Below are 24,476 nucleotides of genomic sequence, written 5' to 3' on the forward strand. Positions count from 1 at the left end.
CACCGGCGCGCCCGCTGCGTCAGCCGTCAGCCGTCAGCCGTCAGCCGAAGAAGACGCCGGCCTCGGAGTACAGCTTCGGGTCCACCGTCTTCAGCTTCGCGGTGGCCTCGGAGATCGGCACCCGGACGATGTCCGTGCCGCGCAGCGCGACCATCTTCCCGAAGTCGCCGTCGCGCACGGCGTCGATGGCGTGCAGCCCGAAGCGGGTGGCCAGCCAGCGGTCGAAGGCGCTGGGGGTGCCGCCGCGCTGGGTGTGGCCCAGTACGGTCGTCCGCGCCTCCTTGCCCGTGCGCCGCTCGATCTCCTTGGACAGCCACTCCCCCACGCCCGAGAGCCGGACGTGCCCGAAGGAGTCGGTGGAGTCGTCCTTCAGGACCATCTGGCCGTCCTTGGGCATCGCGCCCTCGGCGACGACCACGATGGGCGCGTAGCGGACCTTGAAGCGGGACTCGACCCAGTCGCAGACCTGGTTGATGTCGAACCGCTGCTCGGGGATGAGGATCACGTTGGCGCCGCCGGCCAGGCCGGAGTGGAGCGCGATCCAGCCCGCGTGCCGTCCCATGACCTCCACGACGAGGACCCGCATGTGCGACTCGGCGGTGGTGTGCAGCCGGTCGATGGCCTCGGTGGCCACGCCCACGGCGGTGTCGAAGCCGAAGGTGTAGTCGGTGGCCGAGAGGTCGTTGTCGATGGTCTTGGGGACGCCCACGCAGGGCACGCCGTGCTCGTCCGACAGGCGCGCGGCGACGCCGAGGGTGTCCTCACCGCCGATCGCGATCAGCGCGTCGACCTCGTTCTTTGCGAGGTTCTCCCGGATCCGCCGGACCCCGTCGTCCTGCTTGAACGGGTTGGTGCGCGAGGACCCCAGGATCGTGCCGCCGCGGGGGAGGATGCCGCGCACCGCGGGGATGTCCAGCGGCACCGTGTCGCTCTCCATGGGCCCGCGCCAGCCGTCCCGGAAGCCCACGAAGTCGTACTCGTACTCCTGGGTGCCCTTGCGGACCACCGCCCGGATGACCGCGTTCAGACCGGGGCAGTCGCCGCCACCGGTAAGCACTCCGACCCGCATCGCTACTTCCCTTCGCCCGTGATGGACCGACGCGGGTCACGCTAATGGTGATCCAGGTCACTCAGGAGAGGGGCGAGGGGCGGATTCCGGTGATTTTCGGGGGTGTTGGCGCACTGCCGTTCACTCGTACGAGCGTTTCCCGAAACGGCGCAGGCCACCGCTCCGCCGTCAGGGCGTGTCCAGACCGCGCTCTATCGCGTACCGGACCAGCTCCACCCTGTTGTGCAGCTGGAGCTTGCCGAGGGTGTTCTGGACGTGGTTCTGCACCGTGCGGTGCGAGATGACCAGCCGCTCGGCGATCTGCTTGTACGACAGTCCCTTGGCGACGAGGCGCAGCACCTCGGTCTCGCGGTCGGTGAGCTGCGGCGCGCCGGGCTCGTCCGCGGTGGCCGGGGCCGGCTCGGTCGCCAGCCTGCGGTACTCCCCCAGCACCAGCCCGGCCAGGCCGGGCGTGAACACCGGGTCGCCGTCGGCGGTGGAGCGGACCGCCTCGATCAGCTCCGCCGTGCTCGCGGACTTCACCAGATAGCCCGTCGCGCCGGACTTCACGGCCTCCAGGACGTCCGCGTGCTCGCCGCTCGCGGACAGCACCAGGACCCGCAGCCGGGGGTTGCCGCCGACCAGTTCGCGGCAGACCTCGACGCCGGGCAGACCGGGGAGGTTGAGGTCGAGGACCAGCACGTCGGGGGCCGCGGCCCGGGCCCTGCGGACCGCCTGCGGACCGTCGCCCGCGGTCGCGACCACCTCGAACCCGGCCTCGGCGAGGTCCCTGGCCACCGCGTCCCGCCACATCGGATGGTCGTCGACCACCATGACCTTCACGCCCTGCGGCTCGCTCATACGCCTGCCTTCCCCCGTCGTCCGCCCTCGGGCGTACCGCCCTTGGGCACCGTCAGCTCCACTTCCGTGCCCTGGCCCGGGACGGAGATCCACTCGGCGCTGCCGCCGAGGTCCCGCAGCCGTCCGCGGATGGACAGCGCGACCCCGAGCCGGCCCTCGCGCTCGGCGTCGGCGAGCCGGCCCTCCGGAATGCCCGGACCGTCGTCCCGCACCGTCACGATCACCGCCTCCGGCTCGTCCTCGACCAGGATCCACGCGTGGGCCCCGTCCCCCGCGTGCACCCGCACATTGTCCAACGCGGCACTGACAGCCGCGGCCAGGTCCGCGGCGCGGGACGCCGGGAGCAGCACCGGGGCGCCCGGCTCGGAGAAGGTCACCCCGGCGCCCGCGTGCGGCGCGAGCAGCGCCCGCACGTCGCACGGCTCGTCCGAGAACTCCTCCCCCTCGGGCACGCAGTTGTCGCCGTACGAGGGACCGTCGGCCTCGCCGTCCTCGTACACCGCATCCGTGGTGGGCCGCTGCGCGGGCACCAGCCCGCTGGAGACCAGCGTGCGCAGCGCGACCTCCTGCTCGCCCGCCATCCGGCCCAGCTCCGCGGCCTCGCCGCCGAGCGCGGCACCGCGCCGCTGCACCATCGCGAGCACTTGGAGGACGCTGTCGTGGATGTCGCGGGCCAGCCGCTCGCGTTCGCGGGTGGCCGCCTCGATCTGCAGGGCGCGCGCGAGGGTGCGCTCACTCGCCCTGGCCACCTCGACGACGTAACCGATCGCCACGCTCGCCACCCACACCAGCAGCACGTTGTGGACGGTGTCCCGGGCGAACTCCTGGCGTTCCACGAGGTTGGCGACCGCCACCACCGAGGAGGCGCCCGCCGCCCAGCGCCAGCCGCCCTTGATCGCGAAGCCCAGCGCCGCGCCGGCCGTCCATATCGACGGCAGCGTGGGCGCGCCGCCCGCGATCCGCTCATGGGTGTCGACGAGCGGGGTGAGCAGGATGCCGATGACCGCGAAGGCGAGGTCGCCGAGGAGGAAGCGGCGGGTGCAGCGCTCGGCGGAGGTGGTGCAGCGCCAGGTCAGCACCATCCATACGGTGAGCGCGGCCATGTACGCGGCGCCGCCCAACGGGTGCGCGTACTCGGTGTAGTTGAGCGAGAAGATCGCCACGGCGTAGACCAGGGTGAGCACGCGGTACCCCGTCAGCGCCCGCCACAGCGGGAGTTCGACGGACATCCGCAGTACCCGGGGCTGCCGGGGCCGCCCCTTGGCCGCCTGCTCCGTGGCCGCCGCCGTGCTCGCCGGCCCCACCACGGCGGGTATCCGGTCCTCCGATGTCATCTGGCCCCCCTCGCCGGGCTACTGGCCGCCGGGCCCGGACTTCTTCGCCGCCTTCTCCGCCTCGGCCTGCTTCTTGGCGGCGTCGGCGATCTGCCGCTTGGCCGCGGTCGCGTAGATGTCCACGTACTCCTGGCCGGACAGCTTCATGATCTCGTACATGACCTCGTCGGTGACCGACCGCAGGATGAAGCGGTCGCCCTCCATGCCGTGGTACCGGCTGAAGTCCAGCGGCTTCCCGATGCGGATGCCGGGCCGGATCATCTTCGGCACGACCTTCCCGGGCGGCTGCACCTTCTCCGTGTCGATCATCGCCACGGGGATCACCGGCGCGCCGGTGGCCAGCGCCACCCGGGCCAGGCCGCCGGGCTTGCCGCGGTAGAGCCGGCCGTCGGGCGAGCGGGTGCCCTCGGGGTAGATCCCGAACAGCTCGCCGCGCTCCAGCACCTCGATACCGCTCTTGATCGCCGCTTCACCGGCACCGCGGCCGCCGGAGCGGTCCACCGGCAGCTGGCCGACGCCCTTGAAGAACGCGGCCGTCAGCTTGCCCTTGACGCCGGGCGAGGTGAAGTACTCGGCCTTGGCGATGAAGGTGACCTTCCGGTCGAGCACCGCGGGCAGGAAGAAGGAGTCCGAGAACGACAGGTGGTTGCTCGCCAGGATCGCGGGGCCCTCGGCGGGGATGTTCTCCAAGCCCTCCACCCAGGGACGGAACGCGAGCTTCAGCGATCCGCCGATGGAAAACTTCATTGCGCCGTAGATCAACGCCACTCCTTCTGTGTCCGACGCAAAGACCTTAACCCGCGGGGCGGCACGCGCCCTCACCGTGCGCGACGCCGCCGCCCCGCCGCACGGCACACCCTCCCCTGCGGACCTATCCGGGCGGCTGAGCTTTGCGTACCCTGCAGTTACCAGCTCTCGCCGCAGGCCGGCGCTTCCCCTTTACCGAACGGAGTCCTCCGGTGCCGCTCCTTCCCGGGGCCGAGCCGTTCCGCCATGACGGCGGTCAGGTCGGTGTCCTCGTCTGCCACGGCTTCACCGGCTCCCCGCAGTCCGTCCGCCCCTGGGCCGAGTACCTCGCGGCCCGCGGGCTCACCGTCTCGCTGCCGCTGCTGCCCGGCCACGGCACCCGCTGGCAGGACCTCCAGATCACCACCTGGCAGGACTGGTACGCGGAGGTCGACCGCGAGCTGCGCGCGCTGACCGCCCGCTGCGACCGGGTCTTCGTCTGCGGCCTGTCGATGGGCGGCGCCCTCACCTTGCGGCTCGCCGCGCGGCACGGCGACGCGATCAGCGGCATGGTCGTGGTCAACCCCGCGAACAAGGTGCACGACGCGGCCGCCCCGCTACTGCCGGTAATGCGCCACTTCGTCCGTACCACCAAGGGCCTGACCAGCGACATCTGCCAGGCGAACGCGATGGAGACCGGCTACGACCGGGTCCCGCTGCACGCCGCGCACTCCGTACGGCAGTTCTTCCGGCTGGTCGACGCCGAGCTGCCGCAGGTCACCCAGCCGCTGCTGGTGATGACCAGCCCGCAGGACCATGTCGTGCCGCCGGCCGACTCCGAACGCATCATGAGCCGGGTCTCGTCCAAGGACCTGCGGCAGAAGCTGCTGGAGCGCAGCTACCACGTCGCGACCCTGGACCACGACGCGGAGCAGATCTTCGAGGACACCTACGACTTCATCGCCCGCCTTGCACCGGTCGTGAAGGGGGAGGGGACGACCACCAGTGGTGGAGCGTGACCCGCGCGATCCTCTCGACGAGGACGCCGCCTGGGCCGAGATCGTGGCCTCCTACGGCGAGGAGCCGGCCTTTCCCGCGCCGGAGGACCGGCCGTCCGCGCCGGTCTCCGGAGAGCCGGAGCGCCCGGTGACCGACCTGGACCTGGAGAAAGGCCTGGCCAACTGGGAGAAGGAGCTGGGGCTGGACAAGGGCCCGGTGGAGAAGGGCCCGCTGGACAAACCGGACGGGACCCTGGGCACGGAGCCGGAGAAGAGCGCGGCGGCCGGACGGGAGACGACGGCCGAGGCGCGGCCGGACGCCGAAGAGACCCCGGGTGACGCACCGCCCGCCGAGCGGCCGGAGAGCGGCGGAGCCGACCGGCCCGGCGGCTCCGGCGACCGGCCCGGCAGCTTCGTCGTGTTCGCGCCGGGCGTCGGGCCGCGCGACTGGTCGGCCGCCGAGCCCTCCGACGACGACCTCGACGAGGACGACGAGGGGCACTTCACCCCGCCCGAGCCGCCGCCGCTGCCGCAGGCCGACGTGACGACCAAGTTCGCGTGGATCGCGCTGCTCGGCGGGCCGCTGCTGCTCATCCTGGTACTGGTCTTCCAGCAGCCGGTGACGTGGTGGATCACCACGCTGGGCATCGGCGGTTTCCTGGGCGGCTTCGTGACGCTCGTCGCCCGTATGAAGGACGATGACGACGAGGATCCCCGGCCCGGGGGCGGCGCGGTCGTCTGAGGACGCAGGATCCTCCGCCGGCCGACCGGCCGGCCGGCGCCGCCCGCGGCCGGCCGCTCAGGAAGCGGCCGGCACCCGCAGCGCCGCCAGCACCGGCAGATGATCGGAGGCCGCCAGCAGGTCGGCCTCCTCGACGCCCGGCAGGTCGATCGGTACGCCGCAGCCCAGGACCGCGACGCCCGGGGTGGTGAACACCCCGTCGATGCGCTGGTGCGGGTCGTGCGGGGTCGAGGTGTACTCGCCGCCCCACGGCGCGGCCTCCCAGGCGTCCGTCAGTGCCCCGGCCAGCCGCCGGAAGCTGCGGCCCTTGGGCCGGTCGTTGAGGTCGCCGCCGGCCACCGCGTGCGGCGCGTCCAGCAGCGCGAGCCGCTCCAGGAGCAGCCCCGCCTGCTCGTACCGCTCCGCCGCGCTCAGGCTCAGGTGCGCGCTGAGCACGCCCAGCCGGGCGCCGGGACGCCGCCCGGCCGCCGCCTCCGGCGAGGGCTCCTCAGAAGCCGTCCCGCCGAACCGCAGCACCGCCGTCGCGAAGCCGCGCCGGTGCAGGCCGGGGGTCTTGGGAAGCAGGACGTCCTCGGCGCGCTCCACGTGGGCGCGGAGCGAGGTGAGGATCATCGGGCCGCAGGCCGTCGCGCCGCCCGTGGCGTACACCAGCCCCGACTCCCGGGCCAGGGCCGCGGCGGCCTTCCGCCAGCGGAAGAAGCGCGGGGCCTCCTGGATGAGCGCGACGTCGGGAGCGCATGCCCTGATGACCCTGGCGAGCGCCGCCCGGTCGTCCCGCATGGAGCGGATGTTGTAGCTGAGCACCCGGACGACGGCAGACCCGTCGGACTCGGTGCGGGACTCGGGAAACATGCTCAAGGCGCCAAGATCCTCTCGCCGGACTCCGGGACGTCACGCGGGCACATGCGGCCACAGACTAAGGCAATGCCCGCCACGTCCGAGAGGACGCAACGGGCAGAACCCACCACCGCAACCATCAATTGAGCAACCCCCACGGCGACCGGCCACCTCCGCGAAAGCGGCGCCGGTTCAGGCGCAAAAGGGGCGCGCTCTCAGCCTTGGCGGGCCAGGTCGGCCGCGCCGACGAGGCCGGCCTTGCCGCCGAGCTGGGCCGCGAGGACCTGCGCGTGCGGCCGCCACTGGTTGCCGACCAGCCAGCGGCGGAAGGACTTGCGGATCGGGTCCAGGACCAGTTCGCCCTCGTCGGAGACGCCGCCGCCGACGATGAAGGCGGAGGGGTCGAAGAGCGAGGCGAGGTCGGCCAGGCCCGCGCCGGCCCAGCGGGCCAGTTCGCGGAAGGAGTCGACGGCGACGGGGCAGCCCTGCCGGGCGGCCTCGCTGATGTGCCGGCCCTCGATGCCCTCGGAGGTGCCGTCGCCCAGGCCGAGCAGGATCCCGGCGTTCTCCGGGGTGGCGAAGGCGCGCTGCCGGGCGTACCGGAGCAGGGCGCGCCCGGAGGCGTACTGCTCCCAGCAGCCCTGGCTGCCGCAGCCGCACAGCAGGCCGTCGGGCACGACCCGGATGTGGCCGAACTCGGCGGCGACGCCGAAGCGGCCGCGGCGCAGCTTGTTGCCGATGATGATGCCGCCGCCGAGGCCGGTGCCGAGCGTGATGCAGATGACGTCGCTGTGGCCCTGGCCCGCGCCGAACTTGTACTCGCCCCAGGCCGCGGCGTTGGCGTCGTTCTCCACGACGACGGGGAGGCCGACGCGCTGCTCGACGTTGTCCTTGAGCGGCTCGTGGCGCCAGTTGATGTTCGGGGCGAAGAGCACCGTGGCGCGCTTCTCGTCGACGTAGCCGGCGGCGCCGATACCCACGGCCTCCACCTGGTGGTCGGCCCCGACGGTGCGGACCGCGTCGGCGATGGCCTCGGTCAGCGCCTCGGCGGTCGGCGGGGTAGGCACCTTGCACGTCTCGAGGATCGTGCCCTCTTCGTCGACCACGCCGGCCGCGATCTTCGTGCCGCCGATGTCGACGCCGATGGTGAGTCCCATGTGTCCCTCAGTTTTCCGGTCGAACCCCGCCAACGGACAACCGTACCGGAGCCGGGGGGCGACCGGAGGCCGATGGATCATCAACCGGGCACCTCACACGCCGGAGGCGGCCCGGACGGCTCGCCTCCGGGCCGGCGCTAGTCGAGGTCGATCCGCTCGCTGCCGGACGTGCCCGCCGGTCCGTCGTCGTCGCGCGGCCCGCCGTCGGAGCCCTCAGCGGTGTCCGCGTGCGGGCCGCGGGCGGTGGCGTCGCGGCCGTCGGCGGCGTCGCGGGTCCAGCGGCGCTCGCCCGCCTCGACGGCGGAGCGGTAGGCGGCGAGCAGCTCGGAGCCGGCCGCCGCGAGGTGGTCGAAGACCTCGGGGTTGCGCTCGACGACCGGCTCGACGGCGGCCCTGGCCTGCTGGATGAGGTGATTGACCGCGCCCTTGGCGGCCATGCCGCCGACCGCGCCGGGCAGCTGGATGCCCGCGATCCGGTCGCCGACCGCCTCGGCGAGCTTGCGCAGCTCCTCGGCGGCGCTGCCGGGCTGCCGGCCGTACTCGGCGCGGCGGCGGGCGCGCTCCCCTGCCAGGTCCTCGGCGCAGGCCTGTTCCCAGGCGTCGTCGTCCGTCCGGGAGGTGTGGTCGGCGGGGCGCTCGGTGTCATCGGTCATGACGGGCTCCTGGCGGCGGTACGTCGGAGGGCGGGTACTTTCGACGTTACCGGAATGGCGGTACCCGCACGCCCCTCAGCCCGGACCTGCACGGATTCCGTACGTACGGGCCGCGTAGGGCACGGCCGCACGCCCAGGGTCACCGCTCGCGGGGCCACAGGTCCGGGTCGGGGGTGAAGCGGACGTGCAGCGCCCCGTCCCGCAGCCCGGCACCGGAGACGGTGCAGCGGCGCAGTACGGAGGGGAGCGTGCGGATGCGCCGGAACGGGCCGACGGTGACGATCAGTTCGTCGCCGCGGCGGACCAGGCCGAGCGCTTCGCGGGTGGCGCCGGGCAGCGGCAGCCGCCAGATCAGCAGCCCGTCCGCGGCGAGGCGGTCCTCCACGGTCCCCGCCATGTCCACCGCGGCGCTCTCCCCCGCGTCCGCGCCCCCGTCCGGCGTCCCGTCGAGCAGTGCGGCCAGCTCCTCCGGGCCCTGCGGATCGCGGCCCAGGTGCGGCACCTCGTGCACCGGTACCCCGGCGAAGTCCTCCCGCAGCGCCTTGAGCGCGACCTGCTGCCGGCCGGAGAGCCCGGCCAGGAAGGGGTCGGCGGAGCCCACGGGCAGCAGCCGGTTGGCGACCACGGCGTCCAGCCGGTGGCCGAAGAGGGCCAGGCCCGCGCGGGCGGCGCGCAGGTCGGCGGCGCCCGTCGGGCCCGGCTCGGCGACCAGCCGCACGGTCGTGCCCGGGGCCTCGATGACGGCCTGGACGGCGGCCAGTTCCTGTTCCCAGCGCGCGGCGGTCTCGTACACCTTCTGCGCGGGCATCGGCACCCCGGCGAGCTGGGCGAGCACCGGGCGGAGCGCGCGGGCCGCCTGGCGTTCGGCGGGCAGCAGCCGGCGGAGCCCGCGGCGGGCCTGCTCGGGCAGGGCCAGCAGCCGGACGGCCCGGTCGGCGGGCGGCAGGTCGACGACGATCAGGTCCCAGCCGCCGGCCTCGTGGGCGGCGCGCAGCGCGTGCAGCAGCGCGAAGATCTCCGCGCCGGGCAGCTCGGTGAGCTCGTCCTCGTCCAGCGGCGTGGCGCCGAGCAGGTCGAGTGCGGCGGCGGCGCGGTCCTGGAAGGCCAGGAACTCGCGGCGGAAGTGTTCGGCGGTGTCGACCCTGGCGGCGGTGAGGCCGGGCGCCGGTGCGACGGGGCCGCCGGAGAGCGCCGTGCCGAGCAGCGCTTCGGGGGCGCCGCTCTCCAGGGTGAGGAAGAGGGTGCGCCGCTGCCGCCGGGCCGCCGCGAGGGCGGTGGCGGCGGCGACGGTGGTGCGGCCCGCGCCGCCGGGGCCGGTGACGAGGACCGTACGTGTCATCAGGGGCGCGCGGCCTCGTCGGAGCCCGCGGCGCCGCTCTCGACGCGGTTCTTCAGGCCGGCCAGCGCGCGGTCGATGATGACCTTCTCGGCCTTGCGCTTGATCATGCCGAGCATCGGGATCTTGACGTCGACGGTGAGCTGGTAGGTGACCTCCGTACGCGCTCCGCCGTCCTTCGGCGCGAGGCGGTAGGAGCCGTCCAGGGCGCGCAGCATCTGGGACTTCACGAGCGACCAGCTGACCTCGTGCTCGCCGGTCCAGGTGTAGGCGAGGGTGTGGTCGTCCTTGATCGCGCCGGCGTCCAGCACCAGGCGGACCTGCCGGGCGCGGCCCTGGTCGTCCTTCTCCAGTACCTCGGCCTCCTTGACCTCACCGGTCCATGCCGGATAGCGGTCGAAGTCGGCGATCACTCCCATCACATCGGCGGGTGCCGCCTCGATCGTGATGCTAGAGCTGGTGTGTTCGGCCATCGCCGTGACTCCTCCATGCCGATTCATGCCGGTACGCCGACTCGTGGGGGCCGGGGTCCGACGGTGCGGGAACCGGGGCCGACCCTGCTGCTGAAGGCTACCGCGCGGGCGGGGCCGCCCCGACCCGCGGGCAGGAGGCGCGGGGCGGGACGGCACGGGTGCCGGCGGGCGCGGTGGGTACCGGTGGGCGCCGCGGGTCACCACTCCAGCGCGAACGGCGTCCCAGTGGCGTTGAAATGCCCGACATTGATGCACTCCGTCCGGCCGATCCGCATCCGCCGGGCGAGCGGCTGATGGACGTGGCCGAAGAGGGAGTAGCGCGGCCGGGTGCGGTGGATGGCTTCGAGGAGGGCGCGGCTGCCGCGTTCGAAGCGGCGCGCGACGGTGTCGTAGCAGAGGTCGGCGACGTCCGGCGGGATGTGGGTGCACAGCACGTCCACCTCGCCGATGGCCTCGATCTTCGCGGCGTACTCCTCGTCGCTGATCTCGAAGGGGGTGCGCATCGCGGTGCGCAGTCCACCGCCCACGAAGCCGAAGACCCGGCCTCCTATCTCCACCCGCTCGCCGTCCAGGACGGTGGTGCCGGGACCGGCGAACTCCGGCCAAAGACGAGGCAGATCGACATTTCCGTAGGTGGCGTACGTAGGAGTGGGGAACGCGGCGAACATCTCGGCGTACTGCTTGCGCACCGCGCCTTCGATGGCGGCGTTCTTGTCCATCCCGTCCCACAGGCTCCGCCCCAGCTCACGGGCCTCCTCGAAGCGGCGGGCCGTACGCAGCTCGACCAGCCGGTCGGCGTTCTCGGTGCCGAAGAGGTCGGGGAAGATGCCGCGCGAGTGGTCGGCGTAGTCCAGGAAGAGGACCAGGTCGCCGAGGCAGACCAGGGCGTCCGCACCCTCCCCGGCAGCGGCGAGGTCCCGGGCGTTGCCGTGTACGTCACTGACCACATGTACGCGCATACGACTCAGATTAGGCCCCTGAGGCCGGTGCCGGGAGACCCCGCCGACCTGCGGTTACTTCCGAGTCACCGGAGACCTCGACTACGCTGCGCGTGAGCCGTCCGGGCATGTGTGACGCATAAAACATCTGGGCGGGACCCCCTATCCCCGAAGGCATACCGATGGGTAACGTCCGGGCAGTCCAATCCCCCCTGCCTGATCATGGACCGCAGCCGGCCTGACGCACCGCGTGGTGACGCCGGCGGCCACCGAGGAGCAGCAGTCTTGCGCGAGTTCAGCCTTCCGGCCCTTTACGAGGTCCCCGCGGACGGCAATCTGACGGATCTCATCCGCCGGAATGCCGCGCAGCACCCCGATGTCGCCGTCATCGGCCGCAAGGTCGCCGGCCGGTGGCAGGACGTCACCGCCGCCGCGTTCCTCGCCGAGGTGCGCGCCGCGGCGAAGGGCCTCATCGCCTCCGGCGTCCGGCCGGGCGACCGCATCGGCCTGATGTCCCGCACGCGGTACGAGTGGACGCTGCTGGACTTCGCCATCTGGAGCGCGGGCGGCGTCACCGTCCCCGTCTACGAGACCAGCTCGCCCGAGCAGATCCAGTGGATCCTCGGCGACTCCGGCGCGGTGGCCTGCGTGGTCGAGACGCCCGGGCACGAGGCCGCGGTGGAGTCGGTGCGCGACCGGCTGCCGGGGCTGGCCAACATCTGGCAGATCGAGCGGGACGCGATAGCCCGGCTGCACGCCGCGGGCGACGGGCTCTCCGACGACGAGGTGGAGGCGCGCAGCGCGCTGGCCGACGCCGACTCCCCCGCGACCATCGTCTACACCTCCGGCACGACGGGCCGCCCCAAGGGCTGCGTGCTCAGCCACCGGGCGTTCTTCGCCGAGTGCGGCAACATCGTCGAGCGGCTGCGCCCCCTCTTCCGTACCGGCGACTCCTCGGTCCTCCTCTTCCTCCCGGTCGCGCACGTCTTCGGGCGGCTGGTCGAGGTCGCCTCCGTGATGGCCCCCATCAAGCTCGGGCACGTCGCGGACATCAAGCACCTCACCGACGAACTGGCCGCGTTCCGGCCGACGATGGTGCTCGGCGTGCCGCGCGTCTTCGAGAAGGTCTACAACACGGCGCGGGCCAAGGCGCAGGCCGACGGCAAGGGCAAGATCTTCGACAAGGCCGCGGACACCGCGATCGCCTACAGCCGCGCGCAGGACACCCCGGCCGGCCCCTCGATGGCCCTGCGGCTGAAGCACAAGGTGTTCGACCGGGTCGTCTACAGCAAGCTGCGGTCCGTCCTCGGCGGCCGCGCCACCCACGCGATCTCCGGCGGCGCGCCGCTGGGCGAGCGGCTGGGCCACTTCTACCGCGGCATCGGCTTCACCGTCCTGGAGGGCTACGGCCTCACCGAGTCCTGCGCGGCGACCGCCTTCAACCCCTGGGACCGGCAGAAGATCGGTACGGTCGGCCAGCCGCTGCCCGGCTCGGTCGTCCGGATCGCCGACGACGGCGAGGTCCTGCTGCACGGCGAGCACCTCTTCAGCACGTACTGGAACAACGAGCAGGCCACCGCCGACGCGCTGTCCGACGGCTGGTTCCACACCGGTGACCTCGGCACCCTGGACGAGGACGGCTACCTCGCCATCACCGGGCGCAAGAAGGAGATCCTGGTGACGGCCGGCGGCAAGAACGTCGCGCCCGCCGTCATCGAGGACCGCATCCGGGCGCACGCCCTGGTGGCCGAGTGCATGGTCGTCGGCGACGGCCGCCCCTTCGTCGGCGCGCTGATCACCCTCGACGAGGAGTTCCTGCCGCGCTGGGCGACCGAGCACGGCAAGGTGGGCAAGGGCCCCGAGGAGCTCGCCCAGGACCCGGAGCTGCTGGCGGCGGTCCAGCGCGCGGTGGACGACGGCAACGCGGCGGTCTCGCGCGCCGAGTCGGTCCGCAAGTTCCGCGTCCTGCCGACCCAGTTCACCGAGGAGTCGGGCCACGTCACCCCGTCCCTGAAGCTCAAGCGCAACGTCGTCGCCAAGGACTTCGCCGAGGACATCGAGGCCCTGTACCGCGGCTGAGCGCTCCCCGCACGACATGAGCCGGCCGGGCCCCCGGAGAGGGGCCCGGCCGGCTTCGTGCGGCCGCGAGGGCCGTCAGAGCAGGGTGCGCAGGCGTTCCGCGAGGAGGTCCCAGCGCCACTTCTCCTCGACCCAGGCGCGGCCGCGCTCGCCCATGCGGCGGCGCAGCGCGGGGTCCTGCAGGAGCGGGACGATGCGGTCGGCCGCGGCCGCCGGGGAGCCGCCGGGGACCACCCAGCCGGTCTCGCCGTCCAGGACCGCGTCCGGGGCGCCGCCGGAGTCGCCCGCGACGACCGGCAGGCCGGTGGCGGACGCCTCCAGGTAGACGATGCCCAGGCCCTCCACGTCCAGGCCGCCGCGCCGGGTGCGGCAGGGCATCGCGAAGACGTCGCCCGCGCCGTAGTGCGCGGGCAGTTCCTCCCACGGGACGGCACCGGTGAAGTGCACGGCGTCCCCGATACCGCGGGCCGCGGCGAGCGCGCGCAGGTCCTTCTCGTACGGGCCGCCGCCGACGATCAGCAGGGCCGCGTCCGGGACCTCGGCCCTGATCCGCGGCAGGGCCTCGATCAGGGTGTCCTGGCCCTTGCGCGGGACGAGCCGGGACACGCACACCACGACCGGGCGGTCGGCCAGCCCGAGGCGGGTGCGGACCTCGTCGCCGCCCGAGCCGGGGTGGAAGGTCTTCTCGTCCACGCCGGGCGGCAGCTGCACCATGCGTCCGGCGGCCGCGGGGGTCAGCGCCCGCGCGATCCGGGAGCGGGTGTACTCGCCGAGGTAGGTGATCGTGTCGGTGCCCTCGCCGATCCGCCGCAGCAGCTCGCGCGAGCCCGGCAGCTGCGCCCAGCCCGCCTCGTGGCCGTGGGTGGTGGCCACGATCCGGCGCGCGCCCGCCTTGCGCAGCGCGGGCGCCATCAGGCCGAGCGGCGCCGCAGCGCCGAACCACACCGACGTACAGCCGTGTTCCCGCAGCAGGTCCACGGCGCACCGGGTGACCCGCGGGGTGGGCAGCAGCATCGTGGTGCGGTCCCGGACGACGGGGTACGGCTGCTCGGCGTCGAAGGCCGCCGTGGCCGCGATGCCCTCCGGGCTGCGCTTCCAGGTCGACGCGTAGACGACGACCTGCTCCGGGTCGAGCCGCAGCGCCATGCTGTGCAGAAAGGCCTGGATGCCACCGGGACGGGGCGGGAAGTCGTTCGTGACGATCAGGGTCTTGTCCATCGGGGCCGACAGTAGCGCGTACCCACCCGGCGACACGGCCCAGGTACGCGGTCGTGCCGGCCGGTCGCCCGGTGGTCAGCCCAGGACACGGGCCACGTACGTCCGCCAGCGCTCGGTGAACTGCGCCGCCGAGAGGTGCAGTTCCCCGCGGAGCGCGCGGTCCAGGGCGCCCGGGCCGTTCGGCGCCGTGCCCACCGCCCGGTAGAAGGAGACCAGGCGGTCCTCGCCCCACGTGTCGGCGATCATGCGGCAGGCCAGCCAGGCGCCCTCGTACGCGCGGTTCAGCCGGTCGGCGCCCGCGTCGAAGCCGAAGTCCGCCGCGGTCGGCAGCCGGTCCGGCAGCCGGCCGGCGGCCACCGCGCGGGTCAGTTCGGGCGCGGCGGCCCGCGGCGTGCGCTGCGCGGTGCGGTACGCGGTCCAGTCGGCGAACCCCTCGGAGAGCCACAGCGGGGTCTCGGCCGTCGTCGTGGTGCGGGTGGCGACGTGGGCCGTCTCGTGGGTGAGGACGATCCGCCGCCCCAGCCCGCTCAGCTCCCCGTACGCGCGCGGGTTCACGATCACCCGGTCCGCCGGCGCCCGGTTCGAGGCGCCCGCCTCGCCCGTGGTGACGGCCGCTATCCCCTCGTACGCGGAGTCGTCCGAGGAGCCCAGCAGTTCGGCCATGCCGCGCACCGAGTCCGGCGCCTCGACCACCACCTCGCGCGACCAGCGCCCCGGCCAGACGTCGGCGACGGCCGGCACCGCGTCGTCCGCGCGCCGGGCCAGTTCGCGCAGTCTGGCCCCGGTCTGTCCCGTGCCCAGCACCAGGCTGTGGTCGCCGCGCACCACCTGCACCCGGCCCTGGTCCCACAGCTGGCGGGCCGTCCGCTTGCCGTCGGCCGCGCCGTCGGAGTCCGAGCTGATCCGCCAGTGGCCGTCGCGCCGGGTGAGGGTGAGGTACTGGACGGCGCCGACCGGCGCGGTGTCGTACCCCGCGAGGCGGTAACTCAGCCGGGCCTCGACGGCGATCCGCGGGCCGCCGCCGGCCGCAGCGGGGAGCGGGAAGGCGCCGGTCCGTACGACGCGGTAGCGCCAGTCGGCGAGCGGCACGCCGCGCAGGCTCGCGAACATCCGCCGCTGCCGGTCGCGGAATCCGTCGGCGGCCGGGTCGACGGACGCGAGGAAGGCGTCGGCGTCCCGGTCGCGGACGGCGGCCGCGCGGGCGTCCAGTACGCGCTGGACGGCCGCGGGGCCGGTCCGCTCGGTCGCCGGGCCCCCGCAGCCCGTCAGTGCCGTCAGCAGCCCGGCCAGGCCGCCCGCCGCCCAGATCGCCGCCGTGTGCCGCCGGTACGGCCGCTGCTTTTCCGCCACGCGGCAAATCGTATGCGTGAGCGGATACGGACGGGCAACATCCGGCCGCCGGTCACCGGATCGTGCGCCCGGCGCGCGGCCACCCGCCCGCGCCCGCGGTCAGACCCGGGTCACCCCGGACACCGGCATCATCCCGACCGGGTCGTACCGGACCTGGGCGCCCGGGTGCGGGGCATGGACGACCTGGCCGTTGCCCACGTACATCCCCACGTGGCTGGCGTCGGAGCGGTAGATGACCAGGTCGCCGGGGCGGGCCTGGGAGAGCGGCACCTGCCGCCCGGCGGACCGCTGCTGCTGCGACGTGCGCGGCAGCGAGACGCCGGCCCTGGCGTACGCCCACTGCATCAGCCCGGAGCAGTCGAAGGACCGCGGCCCGGACGCGCCCCAGACGTACGGGGCGCCGACCGCGGACCGCGCGGCGGCCACTGCCAGCGAGGAGCGGCCGGAGGCGCCCGCCAGTTCGGTCAGCTCCGGGAGGGAGCCGTGCCGGTCGCCGCGCGAGGCACGCGAGTACGCCGCCCGGTCCCGTTCGGGCAGCGCGTCGAGCAGCCGCTTGGCGGCCGCGAGCTTGTGCTCGACCGCGTCCTTGTGGCGTTCGACGGCCCGGCGCGCCTCCTCCAGCCGCGTCAGCCGGCCGGCGGCGGCGCGGCGTTGCCGGTTCAGCACCCGCTCGGCGTCCACCAGCCGGTTGAGCCGCCCCGCCTGGGCGGTGCCGAGCCGGCTGAGCGTCTGCGCCTTGTCGAGGTAGTCCGCCGGGCGGGCGGAGAGCATCAGGGCGAGCGAGGGGTCCACGCCGCCCGCGCGGTACTGGGCGGCGGCCATCGCGCCGAGCCGGTCGCGTAGCCGGTTCACCCGTTCCTGGGCGCGGGCCGTGCGGTCCTGCAGCACGCCCACCTGGTCGTGCAGTTCGGCGGTGCGCTCCTTGGCGCCGTTGTACTTCTCGGTGGCCCGCTCGGCCTGGGCGTAGAGCGCGTCGACGCGTGCGGTGAGTTCCGCGCGCCCGGCGGCCCGGCCGGTGCCGGGGTCGGCGCTCGCGGGGACCGCGGTCAGCGCGGCGGCGGCCGCCGCTGCGGCCGACATCAGGGTGATCCGTGCCGGGCCCTGCGGACCGGACGGCGAGGAACGGCGGTGGGACGCCACGTGAGGCCGCACTCCCTTCCCGTGCAGCCCCTGCCGCCCGGGGCGGGCGGTCGTTGACCGGCGACTGCGAGGGCAGACAGTAATCGCGGCGGTACACCCCGGCCAAAGACCTCGGGGCCCGCACAAAAAAGCGCCTCGCCGGTGACTCCGCAGGTCACCGGCGAGGCGATAAGTCAGCGGCGGCTGCCGCAATTCCCCCGATCGGGCGGCGCGTCCGGATGCCCTCGGCGTGTCGGGCCCGGCCGCGGTCACCCGGCGTCAGACGCGGACGCCGTACATGAAGGGCATGTTGTCCATCGACTCGAAGCGCACGGCGGCGCCCGGCTTGGGCGCGTGCAGCACCTGGCCGTTGCCCGCGTACAGGCCGATGTGGTGCAGGTCGCTGTAGAACATCACGAGGTCGCCCGGCTTGAGCTGGTCGCGGCCGATCTGCGTGCCGGCGGTGGCCTGCTCCTGCGAGGTCCGCGGCAGCGACTGGCCGGCCTGCTGGTACGCCCAGGAGGTCAGGCCGGAGCAGTCGAAGGAGGACGGGCCGGTGGCGCCCCAGACGTACGGCGAGCCGATCTTCGTCTTGGCGGCGGCGAGGGCGGCGGCGGCACGCTGCGAGCTGGGGACGGCGCTGCCCAGGTCGACCCGGCTGTTGGCGCGGTTGGCGCGCTCCTCCTTCGCCTGGAGCGCCGCGCGCTCCTTGGCGGTGAGGGAGTTGAGCAGCTTCTGCGCCTTGGCGAGCTTGCCCTGGATCTCGTCCTTCTTGTCACCCAGCGCCTTGCGGGTGTCGGCGAGGTCCTTGATCTTGCCGGCGGCCTCTTCGCGCTCCTGGGACAGGGTGCGCTGCTTGTCCGCGATGGTCTTCAGCTGGGAAGCCTGCTTACCGCTCAACTGGTCGAGCGTGGAGGCCTTTTCCAGGTAGGTGTCCGGGTCACCGGAGAGGAAGAGCTGCACCGAGGGGTCGATGCTGCCGCTGCGGTACTGGCCCGACGCCACGGTCCCGATGCCCTTGCGGAGCGAATTCAGCTCCTCCTGGCCGCGGGCGACCTTGTCCTGGAGGCGGTCGACCTCCTTCTGCAGCTTCTGCTGGTCCTCCTTGGCCCCGTTGTACTTCTCGGTGGCCTGCTCCGCCTGCTCGTAAAGCTTGTCGACCTCGGACTTGACTTCTTCCTTGGACTGCTTCGGAGCGGCCTGGGCGGCCTGGGAGGAGAGGGCGACGGCCGCGGCGGCGGTCGCGGTGAGCACAGTGACGCGCGTGCGGCTCGGCTGCTTGGGTCGACGGTGGGACGCCACGGGGGCGAGCTCCTTCTTCCTTCAGCCGCCTACCGGGTGATGGGGGGACTGGGCTCCCCGGCTCCGCGTGAACGCTGCGGACTCGGCGGTTCCTTCACTGTTCATCCCGGTTGGATGATCAACTGCATGAAGGTTCGAGGCCTGACCTTAGTAACCGAGTTGTGATCGCTTCAAATCTTCACGGGAAAAAACTTGGCCACACGAGCATCCTTTACCAATAGCGCACCGCGCGTAGCTGGGAATTGACGCTCAGGCACCGGCGAAATGCAGCCGGAGTGTTCTATCCCACACGGCGCGCGGGATGCTCCGTACGCCTTCAGGTACGGGCAAGTCGCTTGAGGAGCAGGGCGGATGCGACGGGACGGGCGCCCGCCTTCGCCACTCCGTCGGCCACCTCGCGGTCGGTGGAGACCACCACGACCGGACGGCCGGGCGGTTCGGCACGTACGAGCTGACGAATCAACTCATCGGCCGTTACGCCCGGTTTGCTGAAAAGAACCCGAACGCCCCGAGGTGGGGCGAGGAGTACCGGTGCGGCAAGCTCCGCCCCGTCGAAGACGCACGTCATCTCCGCACCGGTCTGCGCGGCGAGCACGGCCAGTCCGCCCAGCAGCCGCAGCCGCTGCTTGTCCAGCGGCATCGTCGGATAGCCGGTCTTGGTGACGTTGTAGCCGTCCACCACCAGGTGGGCCTGCGGCAGCGCCAGGAGCTGGTCGAGCAGCGCCGGGTCCGTCTCGGACAGCGCGCGGGTGGCGACGTCCTTGGGGGTCATCCGGCCCGGCTCCACCGCGTCCACGGTGTCGGCGGGATGCACGTTGGCGGGCGGCAGCGCCAGCTCCCTGCGCAGCCCCTGGGCCGCGTCCAGCACGGTGTCCAGGAGCAGTCGCAGGCGCATGTCCTCCACACTGCGCCCCTCGCGCGCGGCGCGGCGGCCGGCTTCGAGCGCCGCCTCCGCCTCCGCGACCCGGGCCTTCAGCCGCCGCATCTCGCTGTCGGTGGCCGCCTTCTCCGTGGCCGCGGCGGAGCGCAGCGACTCGGTCTCGGCGTCCGCCTTGCGCGCCGCGGCCTGGGCGCGCTTGACGTCGCTGAGCGCGCTGCGCAGCTTGCGCTGGAGGACGTCGTTCTCCTTGCGGGCCGCTTCGAGGTCGCCTCTGGCCTTGTCGGCCTCGGCGCGGGACGCCGCCCGCGCCTCGGCCAGCTCCTCCCGCAGCCGGGCGAGCTCCCGCTCGGTCTCCTCGTCGGCCCGCTGCTCGTCGGCGCGCCGGACCTCCTCGCCCGCCGCGGCGACCAGCTTCGCCCAGCCCGGCGGGCGCAGCACGTACGCCGCCGCCGCGACATCCTGCGGGTCGGCGGCGGCGGGCGGGGTGCCCTGCTGGAGGGCGTCGGCCAGCTCCCGCTGGGTCTCGCGGAGCCGGGCCGCGATCCGTTGCCGGAAGACCGGGTCGCTCTCCAGCGCGGCGGCCATGGCGTTGCCCGCGAACTTCAGCCGCCGGGACGGCGTGAACCGCGCGTACTGGCGCAGCGGCGGCGGAAGTTCGGCGACCGTCAGGCCGCCGAAGGACTCCGCGGTGAGCGCCACGACACGGCGCCGCACGCCCTCGGGCAGGGGCCGGTCGAGCACTTCGTCGGCCGCACCGGCCTCCGGGTCGCGCTCTTCCCCCTCATGCCCCGCTGGACGCTCCACCACTGCTGCACCGCTCCGATCTCAGGCGTCCGCGCCGGGCCGGTCCACCAGCTCGATCTGGTCGACCGCGTTGCACCAGCGGCAGCGGACGGACTCGATGCTCTCACTGAGCACCTCGCGCTCCTCGACCTTTGGCTCACCGGCCAGGTCGAGGTGGACGTACTCCACCACCTTCGACTGGCGGGTCACGTCGAAACGCGTGAGGTTGCCGCACAGGGTGCAGCGCCACCGGGTTTCGGCCGTCGGCAGGGGAACAGCCATTGTGTCGTCCTCTTTCGTCAAGCTCGTGCGGTTGTGCGGGTTCACGCGGTGCGCCGTCGAACTGCGGAAGTACGGAAAGTACTGCCCGTAACCCTACGGCCTGGCGGCGGCCCGGCGCCGTCCGTGCCCGGCTGCCGGAACACGGCGAGGCACTCTGTCCCCTTTATGGTCATTACGGCATGATCACTTCATGTCGGCCTCGATCCCGTCCCCGCGGACCGTGTTCTCCCGTATGACCAACGTCCTGATCGGCATCTGCTGCGTGGTCTTCGTCATCGGCCCGGCATCGGGGCTCAACGGGATACACGGCACGGGCGAGTCGCTCCTCCAGGCGCAGAGCGCGTACTTCGCCCGTTGGGGCGTCATTCCGCGCGATCTGTGGAGCGGTGACCCGAAGGCGCTGCTCACCCCGCTCACCGCGCTCTTCGTGCACGGCAGCTGGCTGCACCTGCTGGGCAACATGCTCTTCCTCTACGTCTTCGGGGGCATGGCCGAGGCCAGGATGGGCCGGCTGCACTTCCTGGTGTTCTACGTCCTGACCGGCTACGTGGCCCTGCTGGGCTACGCGGCGGCGCACGCCGAGTCGGGCCAGACCCTGGTCGGCGCGTCCGGATCGATCTCCGGCGTGCTCGGCGCCTTCCTCTACCTCTTTCCCCGCGCGCGGGTGACCAGCCTCTTCCCGTTCCTCTTCTTCCTGCCGCTGCGCTTCCCGGCCTGGGCCGTACTGATCTTCTGGTTCGTGCTCCAGTGGCTGGCGGCACAGCGCGCGGTCAACGGGCCCGGCGTCGCCTATCTGGCCCACGTCGTGGGGTTCCTGCTGGGCCTCGTCTACGCCTGGGTGCGGTACCGCGCACCGGACGCTCCACCGCGGGCCGTGCCGGGGCTCCCCGGTAGGGTGGGACCCACAGAACGGCCGACCGAGGGAGAGAGCCAACCGTGATCACTTCGATCGTGCTCATCAAGACCAGCGTGGACCAGATCCCGGAGATCGCCGAGAAGATCGCGGCCCTCGACGGCGTCAGCGAGGTCTACTCGGTCACCGGCGCGCACGACCTGATCGCGATGGTCCGGGTGGCCGACCACGACGAGCTGGCCGACGTCATCCCCGGCCGGATCAGCAAGGTCCCCGGCGTCGCCTCCACCGAGACGCACATCGCGTTCCGCACGTACTCCCAGCACGACCTGGAGGCGGCGTTCGCGATCGGGCTGGACGCCTGAAAATCAAGCCCGTCCGGCGCTTGAGGACAGGTCCGAAGGCGAACGGCCACCGGCCGGCACCGGTCCCCGCAAGGACCGCCACCGGCCGGTGACTCCCGCGGCTCAGCCGCGGTCGGGCACGCAGCGCCCCTCCTCGGTCCGGTAGGACCACCGCGCGCCGTCGGAGACCAGCTCCTTGACCGCCCGCACGAAGCGCTCCACGTGCTCGTCGGGCGTACCCGCACCGAAGCTCACCCGGATGGCGTTCAGCGACCGCTCCCCCGGCGCCCCTTCGGGTGCACCGCAGGCGCCCGGGTCCTGCGGGTCGCTGCCCAGCAGGGTGCGCACCAGCGGGTGGGCGCAGAAGAGACCGTCCCGTACGCCGATGCCGTACTCGGCGGACAGCGCGGCCGCGAAGTGCGAGCTGTTCCAGCCCTCGACGACGAAGGACAGCACGCCCACCCGGTCGGCCTCGTCACCGAAGAGCGAAAGCACCTTCACCTGGGGCACCTCGGCCAGCCCGGCCCGCACCTTCGCGATCAGCTCCCGCTCGCGGGCGACCAGCGCGTCGAAGCCCGCCTCGGTCAGCGCCTTGCAGGCGGAGGCGATCGCGTAGACGCCGATCACGTTCGGGGAACCGGCCTCGTGACGCGCCGCGGTGGTGTGCCACTCGACCGCCACGCCCCCGTCCTCGCGGCGGGCGACCGTCCGGCTGGCGCCGCCGCCGGCCAGGTACGGCTCGGCCGCCTGCAGCCAGTCGGCGCGGCCGGCCAGCACACCGGCCCCGAAGGGCGCGTAGAGCTTGTGGCCGGAGAAGGCGACCCAGTCCACGTCCAGGTCGGCGATGTCGACGGGGTGGTGCGGGGCGAGCTGGGCGGCGTCCAGGACGATCCGCGCGCCGTGCGCGTGGGCCGCGGCGGCCAGTTCGCGCACCGGCCACAGCTCGCCGGTCACGTTCGACGCGCCCGTCACGCACACCAGCGCCGGGCCGTAGGGCTCGCGGTGGGCGAGCGCCTTCTCCAGCGTGTCGACCGCCTGCTGCGGGGTGTGGGGGGCGTCGAGGTAGGTGACGGTCAGGTCGTCCCGCTGCTCCCAGGGCAGCAGCGAGGCGTGGTGCTCGGTCTCGAAGACGAACACCCTGGTGTCCGCGGGGAGCACGCCCGCCAGCAGGTTGAGCGAGTCGGTGGTCGACCGGGTGAAGACCACCTGGTCCGCCTCCCGGCAGCCCAGGAACTCCGCGACGGTCTGCCGGCTGTTCTCGAAGAGGTCGGTGGAGAGCTGGGAGAGGTACCCGGCGCCGCGGTGGACGCTCCCGTAGTACGGCGCGTACGCGGCCACGTCGTCCCAGACCCGCTGGAGCGCCGGGGCGCTGGCCGCGTAGTCCAGCGCGGCGTAGGTGACCTCGCCGCCGGTGACGAGCGGGACGCTCACGTCGCGGCCGAGCACGGGAAGCGGCGCGGCGGTGGCGCAGGCGGGGTCGGCGTCGGCGGTGGGGGCGGCGGCGGTGGCGGTGTCAGGGCGCACGGACATGGCGGAGTCTCCCGGAGGCGTAGAACCGTACGAGACGTACGGAGCAGTCGAATGACACGCACGGGGCGTGGAAGAAACCCGCGGGCGCCGCGCACACAGAAATAAAGGGGGCGCCCAGGGCGGGGTGTTCGAAGAAAGGGGCCGACCGGCCCTATCGCATTCGCTGCATCACGGAAAGGCTCCCTCGATAACCAGGATCCCTGGCGAGGGATCCGCGCTTGCCGCGGGCCTTGCTGCCTGCGGCCTGGTCATCACCCGGGGCACCCCGCCACGGACGGAGGGTTGCCGGACAGCGGGCCGGGGCCTGTTCGCTGTCGCTCGTGACCTGCCGAGAATCATGCCACATGATCGCCGTGTCGCAAGGGGCGTCCGTATGCCGGACGCCGTGCCCGGCATCCAGGGAGGGTCAATTCGCCGGATGCCGGGTGCGACGCCGCTGTGGTTGCTCGCGCCCACGCGGCGGAGCCGCATTACGACACGTCCCGCGCCCCTGGGCTGCCGCCCCTGAAGCTACGCCTGGGAGGCGGCCACCCAGCGTTGGAGGACGTGTTGGGCCGTGCCCGAGTCGATGGACTCGGCGGCGCGGGCGATGCCTGCCGCGATCTGGTCGGTCAGGGGCGCGTCCGTCGGCTCCAGGGCGACCAGCGCCGCCGCGGAGTTCAGCAGGACCGCGTCCCGTACGGGGCCCGTCTCGCCGGCCAGGAGGCGGCGCGCGACGTCCGCGTTGTAGGAGGCGTCCGCGCCCCGCAGCGCCTCCACGGGGACCAGTTCGAGGCCGACGTCCCGCGGGTCGAAGGACTCCTCGCGGACCGCGCCGTCCCGCACCACCCAGACCCGGGAGGTGGTCGTCGTCGTCAGTTCGTCGAGGCCGTCGTCGCCGCGGAAGACCAGCGAGGAGTGGCCGCGCTCGGCGAAGACGCCGGCCACGATGGGCGCCATCCTGGCGTCGGCCACGCCGACGGCCTGGGCGCGCACCTTGGCGGGGTTGGTGAGCGGACCGAGGAAGTTGAAGACGGTCCGGATGCCCAGCTGGCCGCGGGCGGCGCCCACGTGCCGCAGCGCCGGGTGGAACTTCACCGCGAAGCAGAAGGTGATGCCCGCCTCCTCGGCGACCTCCACCACCCGGCGCGGGGTCAGGTCCAGGTTCACGCCCAGCTTCTCCAGGACGTCGGAGGCGCCGCTGGCGGAGGACGCGGCGCGGTTGCCGTGCTTGACGACCTTCGCGCCCGTGCCGGCCACCACGATCGAGGACATCGTGGAGATGTTGACGGTCTTGGCGCCGTCGCCGCCGGTGCCGACGATGTCCACACCGCGGCCCGGTACCTCGATGAGGTTGGCGTGCTCGTACATGGCACGGACCAGTCCGGAGATCTCCGCGACGGTCTCGCCCTTGGCCCGCAGCGCCACCGCGAAGCCGGCGATCTGCGCGTCGCTGGCCTCGCCGCGCATCATCCGGTCCATCGCCCACTCGGTGGAGTCGGCGGAGAGGTCACGGCCTTCCAGGAGGGCGTTCAGCACGCCCGGCCAGGTGCGGGCCGCCACGCTGCCGCCGTCATCCGGGGTCACAACGTTCATGGTCCACACTCCTGGTTCATGTCAACTGCTTCATGGCGAGCCTATCGGGCCCGCGGGT

Annotated in this window: 23 protein-coding genes and 1 riboswitch; of the genes, 5 read left to right on the top strand and 18 right to left on the bottom strand. The window is 73.2% G+C overall.

From position 1 onward, the window contains the following. Positions 1-40 precede the first annotated feature (40 nt). The 4 genes from ABZ840_RS18355 to ABZ840_RS18370 form a co-directional block, all read right to left on the bottom strand. Entirely contained in the window at positions 41-1,069 is a 1,029-nt protein-coding gene (locus ABZ840_RS18355) for a 6-phosphofructokinase (protein ID WP_361560784.1), read from the bottom strand. 168 nt (positions 1,070-1,237) lie between these two features. Next, positions 1,238-1,909 (bottom strand): response regulator transcription factor, encoded by a 672-nt coding sequence (locus tag ABZ840_RS18360; RefSeq protein WP_361560787.1) that lies wholly within the window; start codon positions 1,907-1,909, stop codon positions 1,238-1,240. Beyond that, the gene (locus ABZ840_RS18365; protein ID WP_361560925.1) at positions 1,906-3,138 is read right to left on the bottom strand and encodes a DUF5931 domain-containing protein; all 1,233 of its coding nucleotides are present in this window, start codon (positions 3,136-3,138) and stop codon (positions 1,906-1,908) included. Before ABZ840_RS18365 ends, ABZ840_RS18360 begins: the two co-directional genes overlap by 4 nt. A gap of 123 nt (positions 3,139-3,261) precedes the next feature. After that, positions 3,262-3,990 carry a lysophospholipid acyltransferase family protein gene (locus ABZ840_RS18370; RefSeq protein WP_361560927.1) on the bottom strand — a complete coding sequence of 243 codons (729 nt, stop codon included), beginning with the start codon at positions 3,988-3,990 and terminating at the stop codon, positions 3,262-3,264. 212 nt (positions 3,991-4,202) lie between these two features. Here ABZ840_RS18370 and ABZ840_RS18375 point away from each other — a divergent pair, with 212 nt between their 5' ends. After that, positions 4,203-4,988 carry an alpha/beta fold hydrolase gene (locus ABZ840_RS18375; protein WP_361560791.1) on the top strand — a complete coding sequence of 262 codons (786 nt, stop codon included), beginning with the start codon at positions 4,203-4,205 and terminating at the stop codon, positions 4,986-4,988. Beyond that, the gene (locus ABZ840_RS18380) at positions 4,975-5,709 is read left to right on the top strand and encodes a hypothetical protein (RefSeq protein WP_361560794.1); all 735 of its coding nucleotides are present in this window, start codon (positions 4,975-4,977) and stop codon (positions 5,707-5,709) included. Before ABZ840_RS18375 ends, ABZ840_RS18380 begins: the two co-directional genes overlap by 14 nt. A 57-nt stretch (positions 5,710-5,766) precedes the next feature. On the opposite strand, the gene ABZ840_RS18385 is transcribed toward ABZ840_RS18380, so the two are convergent. The 6 genes from ABZ840_RS18385 to ABZ840_RS18410 all read right to left on the bottom strand — a co-directional run bounded on the left by ABZ840_RS18385 (position 5,767) and on the right by ABZ840_RS18410 (position 11,112). Then, positions 5,767-6,561 (bottom strand): endonuclease/exonuclease/phosphatase family protein, encoded by a 795-nt coding sequence (locus tag ABZ840_RS18385; protein ID WP_361560929.1) that lies wholly within the window; start codon positions 6,559-6,561, stop codon positions 5,767-5,769. Between the two features lie 200 nt (positions 6,562-6,761). Beyond that, positions 6,762-7,703: an ROK family glucokinase gene (locus ABZ840_RS18390; protein ID WP_361560797.1), complete on the bottom strand. Its 942-nt coding sequence runs from the start codon at positions 7,701-7,703 to the stop codon at positions 6,762-6,764. Positions 7,704-7,840: 137 nt separating this feature from the next. Then, complete coding sequence (locus ABZ840_RS18395; RefSeq protein ID WP_361560800.1) at positions 7,841-8,356, bottom strand: DUF5304 domain-containing protein; 516 nt, start codon at positions 8,354-8,356, stop codon at positions 7,841-7,843. Between the two features lie 139 nt (positions 8,357-8,495). Continuing rightward, entirely contained in the window at positions 8,496-9,695 is a 1,200-nt protein-coding gene (locus ABZ840_RS18400; protein WP_361560802.1) for an ArsA-related P-loop ATPase, read from the bottom strand. Next, complete coding sequence (locus ABZ840_RS18405; protein WP_361560804.1) at positions 9,695-10,165, bottom strand: SRPBCC family protein; 471 nt, start codon at positions 10,163-10,165, stop codon at positions 9,695-9,697. Before ABZ840_RS18405 ends, ABZ840_RS18400 begins: the two co-directional genes overlap by 1 nt. Before the next feature lie 197 nt (positions 10,166-10,362). Then, the gene (locus ABZ840_RS18410) at positions 10,363-11,112 is read right to left on the bottom strand and encodes a metallophosphoesterase (RefSeq protein WP_361560931.1); all 750 of its coding nucleotides are present in this window, start codon (positions 11,110-11,112) and stop codon (positions 10,363-10,365) included. 276 nt (positions 11,113-11,388) lie between these two features. Here ABZ840_RS18410 and ABZ840_RS18415 point away from each other — a divergent pair, with 276 nt between their 5' ends. Beyond that, positions 11,389-13,182, top strand: coding sequence for an AMP-dependent synthetase/ligase (locus ABZ840_RS18415; protein WP_361560806.1), 1,794 nt, complete (start codon positions 11,389-11,391; stop codon positions 13,180-13,182). 75 nt (positions 13,183-13,257) lie between these two features. On the opposite strand, the gene ABZ840_RS18420 is transcribed toward ABZ840_RS18415, so the two are convergent. From ABZ840_RS18420 to ABZ840_RS18445, 6 genes are all read right to left on the bottom strand, one after another. Then, entirely contained in the window at positions 13,258-14,400 is a 1,143-nt protein-coding gene (locus ABZ840_RS18420) for a glycosyltransferase family 4 protein (protein ID WP_361560808.1), read from the bottom strand. Between the two features lie 75 nt (positions 14,401-14,475). Continuing rightward, positions 14,476-15,750, bottom strand: coding sequence for a hypothetical protein (locus ABZ840_RS18425; protein WP_361560810.1), 1,275 nt, complete (start codon positions 15,748-15,750; stop codon positions 14,476-14,478). Between the two features lie 99 nt (positions 15,751-15,849). Further along, positions 15,850-16,890, bottom strand: coding sequence for an NlpC/P60 family protein (locus ABZ840_RS18430; protein WP_361560812.1), 1,041 nt, complete (start codon positions 16,888-16,890; stop codon positions 15,850-15,852). Positions 16,891-17,148: 258 nt separating this feature from the next. Next, complete coding sequence (locus ABZ840_RS18435; RefSeq protein ID WP_361560814.1) at positions 17,149-18,171, bottom strand: NlpC/P60 family protein; 1,023 nt, start codon at positions 18,169-18,171, stop codon at positions 17,149-17,151. 316 nt (positions 18,172-18,487) lie between these two features. Further along, positions 18,488-19,855 carry an NYN domain-containing protein gene (locus ABZ840_RS18440; RefSeq protein WP_361560933.1) on the bottom strand — a complete coding sequence of 456 codons (1,368 nt, stop codon included), beginning with the start codon at positions 19,853-19,855 and terminating at the stop codon, positions 18,488-18,490. Between the two features lie 21 nt (positions 19,856-19,876). Further along, on the bottom strand, positions 19,877-20,116 hold the full coding sequence (locus ABZ840_RS18445; protein WP_030256686.1) for a hypothetical protein: 240 nt from the start codon (positions 20,114-20,116) through the stop codon (positions 19,877-19,879). A gap of 190 nt (positions 20,117-20,306) precedes the next feature. Between ABZ840_RS18445 and ABZ840_RS18450 the strand changes: the two genes are divergently transcribed. Then, positions 20,307-21,056 carry a rhomboid family intramembrane serine protease gene (locus tag ABZ840_RS18450; protein WP_361560816.1) on the top strand — a complete coding sequence of 250 codons (750 nt, stop codon included), beginning with the start codon at positions 20,307-20,309 and terminating at the stop codon, positions 21,054-21,056. Beyond that, positions 21,053-21,334, top strand: coding sequence for an Lrp/AsnC ligand binding domain-containing protein (locus ABZ840_RS18455; protein ID WP_052865790.1), 282 nt, complete (start codon positions 21,053-21,055; stop codon positions 21,332-21,334). Before ABZ840_RS18450 ends, ABZ840_RS18455 begins: the two co-directional genes overlap by 4 nt. Positions 21,335-21,436: 102 nt before the next feature. On the opposite strand, the gene ABZ840_RS18460 is transcribed toward ABZ840_RS18455, so the two are convergent. Both ABZ840_RS18460 and trpD read right to left on the bottom strand, forming a co-directional pair. Then, complete coding sequence (locus tag ABZ840_RS18460; protein ID WP_361560819.1) at positions 21,437-22,843, bottom strand: aminotransferase class V-fold PLP-dependent enzyme; 1,407 nt, start codon at positions 22,841-22,843, stop codon at positions 21,437-21,439. A gap of 209 nt (positions 22,844-23,052) precedes the next feature. Continuing rightward, positions 23,053-23,169: riboswitch (SAM riboswitch) on the bottom strand. Between the two features lie 184 nt (positions 23,170-23,353). After that, positions 23,354-24,418, bottom strand: a complete 1,065-nt coding sequence (gene trpD, locus ABZ840_RS18465; protein WP_361560821.1) for an anthranilate phosphoribosyltransferase — start codon at positions 24,416-24,418, stop codon at positions 23,354-23,356. Positions 24,419-24,476: the final 58 nt, after the last annotated feature.

It is taken from the genome of Streptomyces sp. NPDC047117 (assembly GCF_040643545.1).
Lineage (GTDB): Bacteria > Actinomycetota > Actinomycetes > Streptomycetales > Streptomycetaceae > Streptomyces.

What these genes read in the sequence shown, in the direction of transcription:
- ABZ840_RS18355 (WP_361560784.1), bottom strand. Translation starts at nt 1,069, where the DNA reads ATGCGGGTCGGAGTGCTTACCGGTGGCGGCGACTGCCCCGGTCTGAAC.
- ABZ840_RS18360 (WP_361560787.1), bottom strand. Translation starts at nt 1,909, where the DNA reads ATGAGCGAGCCGCAGGGCGTGAAGGTCATGGTGGTCGACGACCATCCG.
- ABZ840_RS18365 (WP_361560925.1), bottom strand. Translation starts at nt 3,138, where the DNA reads ATGTCCGTCGAACTCCCGCTGTGGCGGGCGCTGACGGGGTACCGCGTG.
- ABZ840_RS18370 (WP_361560927.1), bottom strand. Translation starts at nt 3,990, where the DNA reads ATGAAGTTTTCCATCGGCGGATCGCTGAAGCTCGCGTTCCGTCCCTGG.
- ABZ840_RS18385 (WP_361560929.1), bottom strand. Translation starts at nt 6,561, where the DNA reads ATGTTTCCCGAGTCCCGCACCGAGTCCGACGGGTCTGCCGTCGTCCGG.
- ABZ840_RS18390 (WP_361560797.1), bottom strand. Translation starts at nt 7,703, where the DNA reads ATGGGACTCACCATCGGCGTCGACATCGGCGGCACGAAGATCGCGGCC.
- ABZ840_RS18395 (WP_361560800.1), bottom strand. Translation starts at nt 8,356, where the DNA reads ATGACCGATGACACCGAGCGCCCCGCCGACCACACCTCCCGGACGGAC.
- ABZ840_RS18400 (WP_361560802.1), bottom strand. Translation starts at nt 9,695, where the DNA reads ATGACACGTACGGTCCTCGTCACCGGCCCCGGCGGCGCGGGCCGCACC.
- ABZ840_RS18405 (WP_361560804.1), bottom strand. Translation starts at nt 10,165, where the DNA reads ATGGCCGAACACACCAGCTCTAGCATCACGATCGAGGCGGCACCCGCC.
- ABZ840_RS18420 (WP_361560808.1), bottom strand. Translation starts at nt 14,400, where the DNA reads ATGGACAAGACCCTGATCGTCACGAACGACTTCCCGCCCCGTCCCGGT.
- ABZ840_RS18445 (WP_030256686.1), bottom strand. Translation starts at nt 20,116, where the DNA reads ATGGCTGTTCCCCTGCCGACGGCCGAAACCCGGTGGCGCTGCACCCTG.
- ABZ840_RS18450 (WP_361560816.1), top strand. Translation starts at nt 20,307, where the DNA reads ATGTCGGCCTCGATCCCGTCCCCGCGGACCGTGTTCTCCCGTATGACC.
- ABZ840_RS18460 (WP_361560819.1), bottom strand. Translation starts at nt 22,843, where the DNA reads ATGTCCGTGCGCCCTGACACCGCCACCGCCGCCGCCCCCACCGCCGAC.
- trpD (WP_361560821.1), bottom strand. Translation starts at nt 24,418, where the DNA reads ATGAACGTTGTGACCCCGGATGACGGCGGCAGCGTGGCGGCCCGCACC.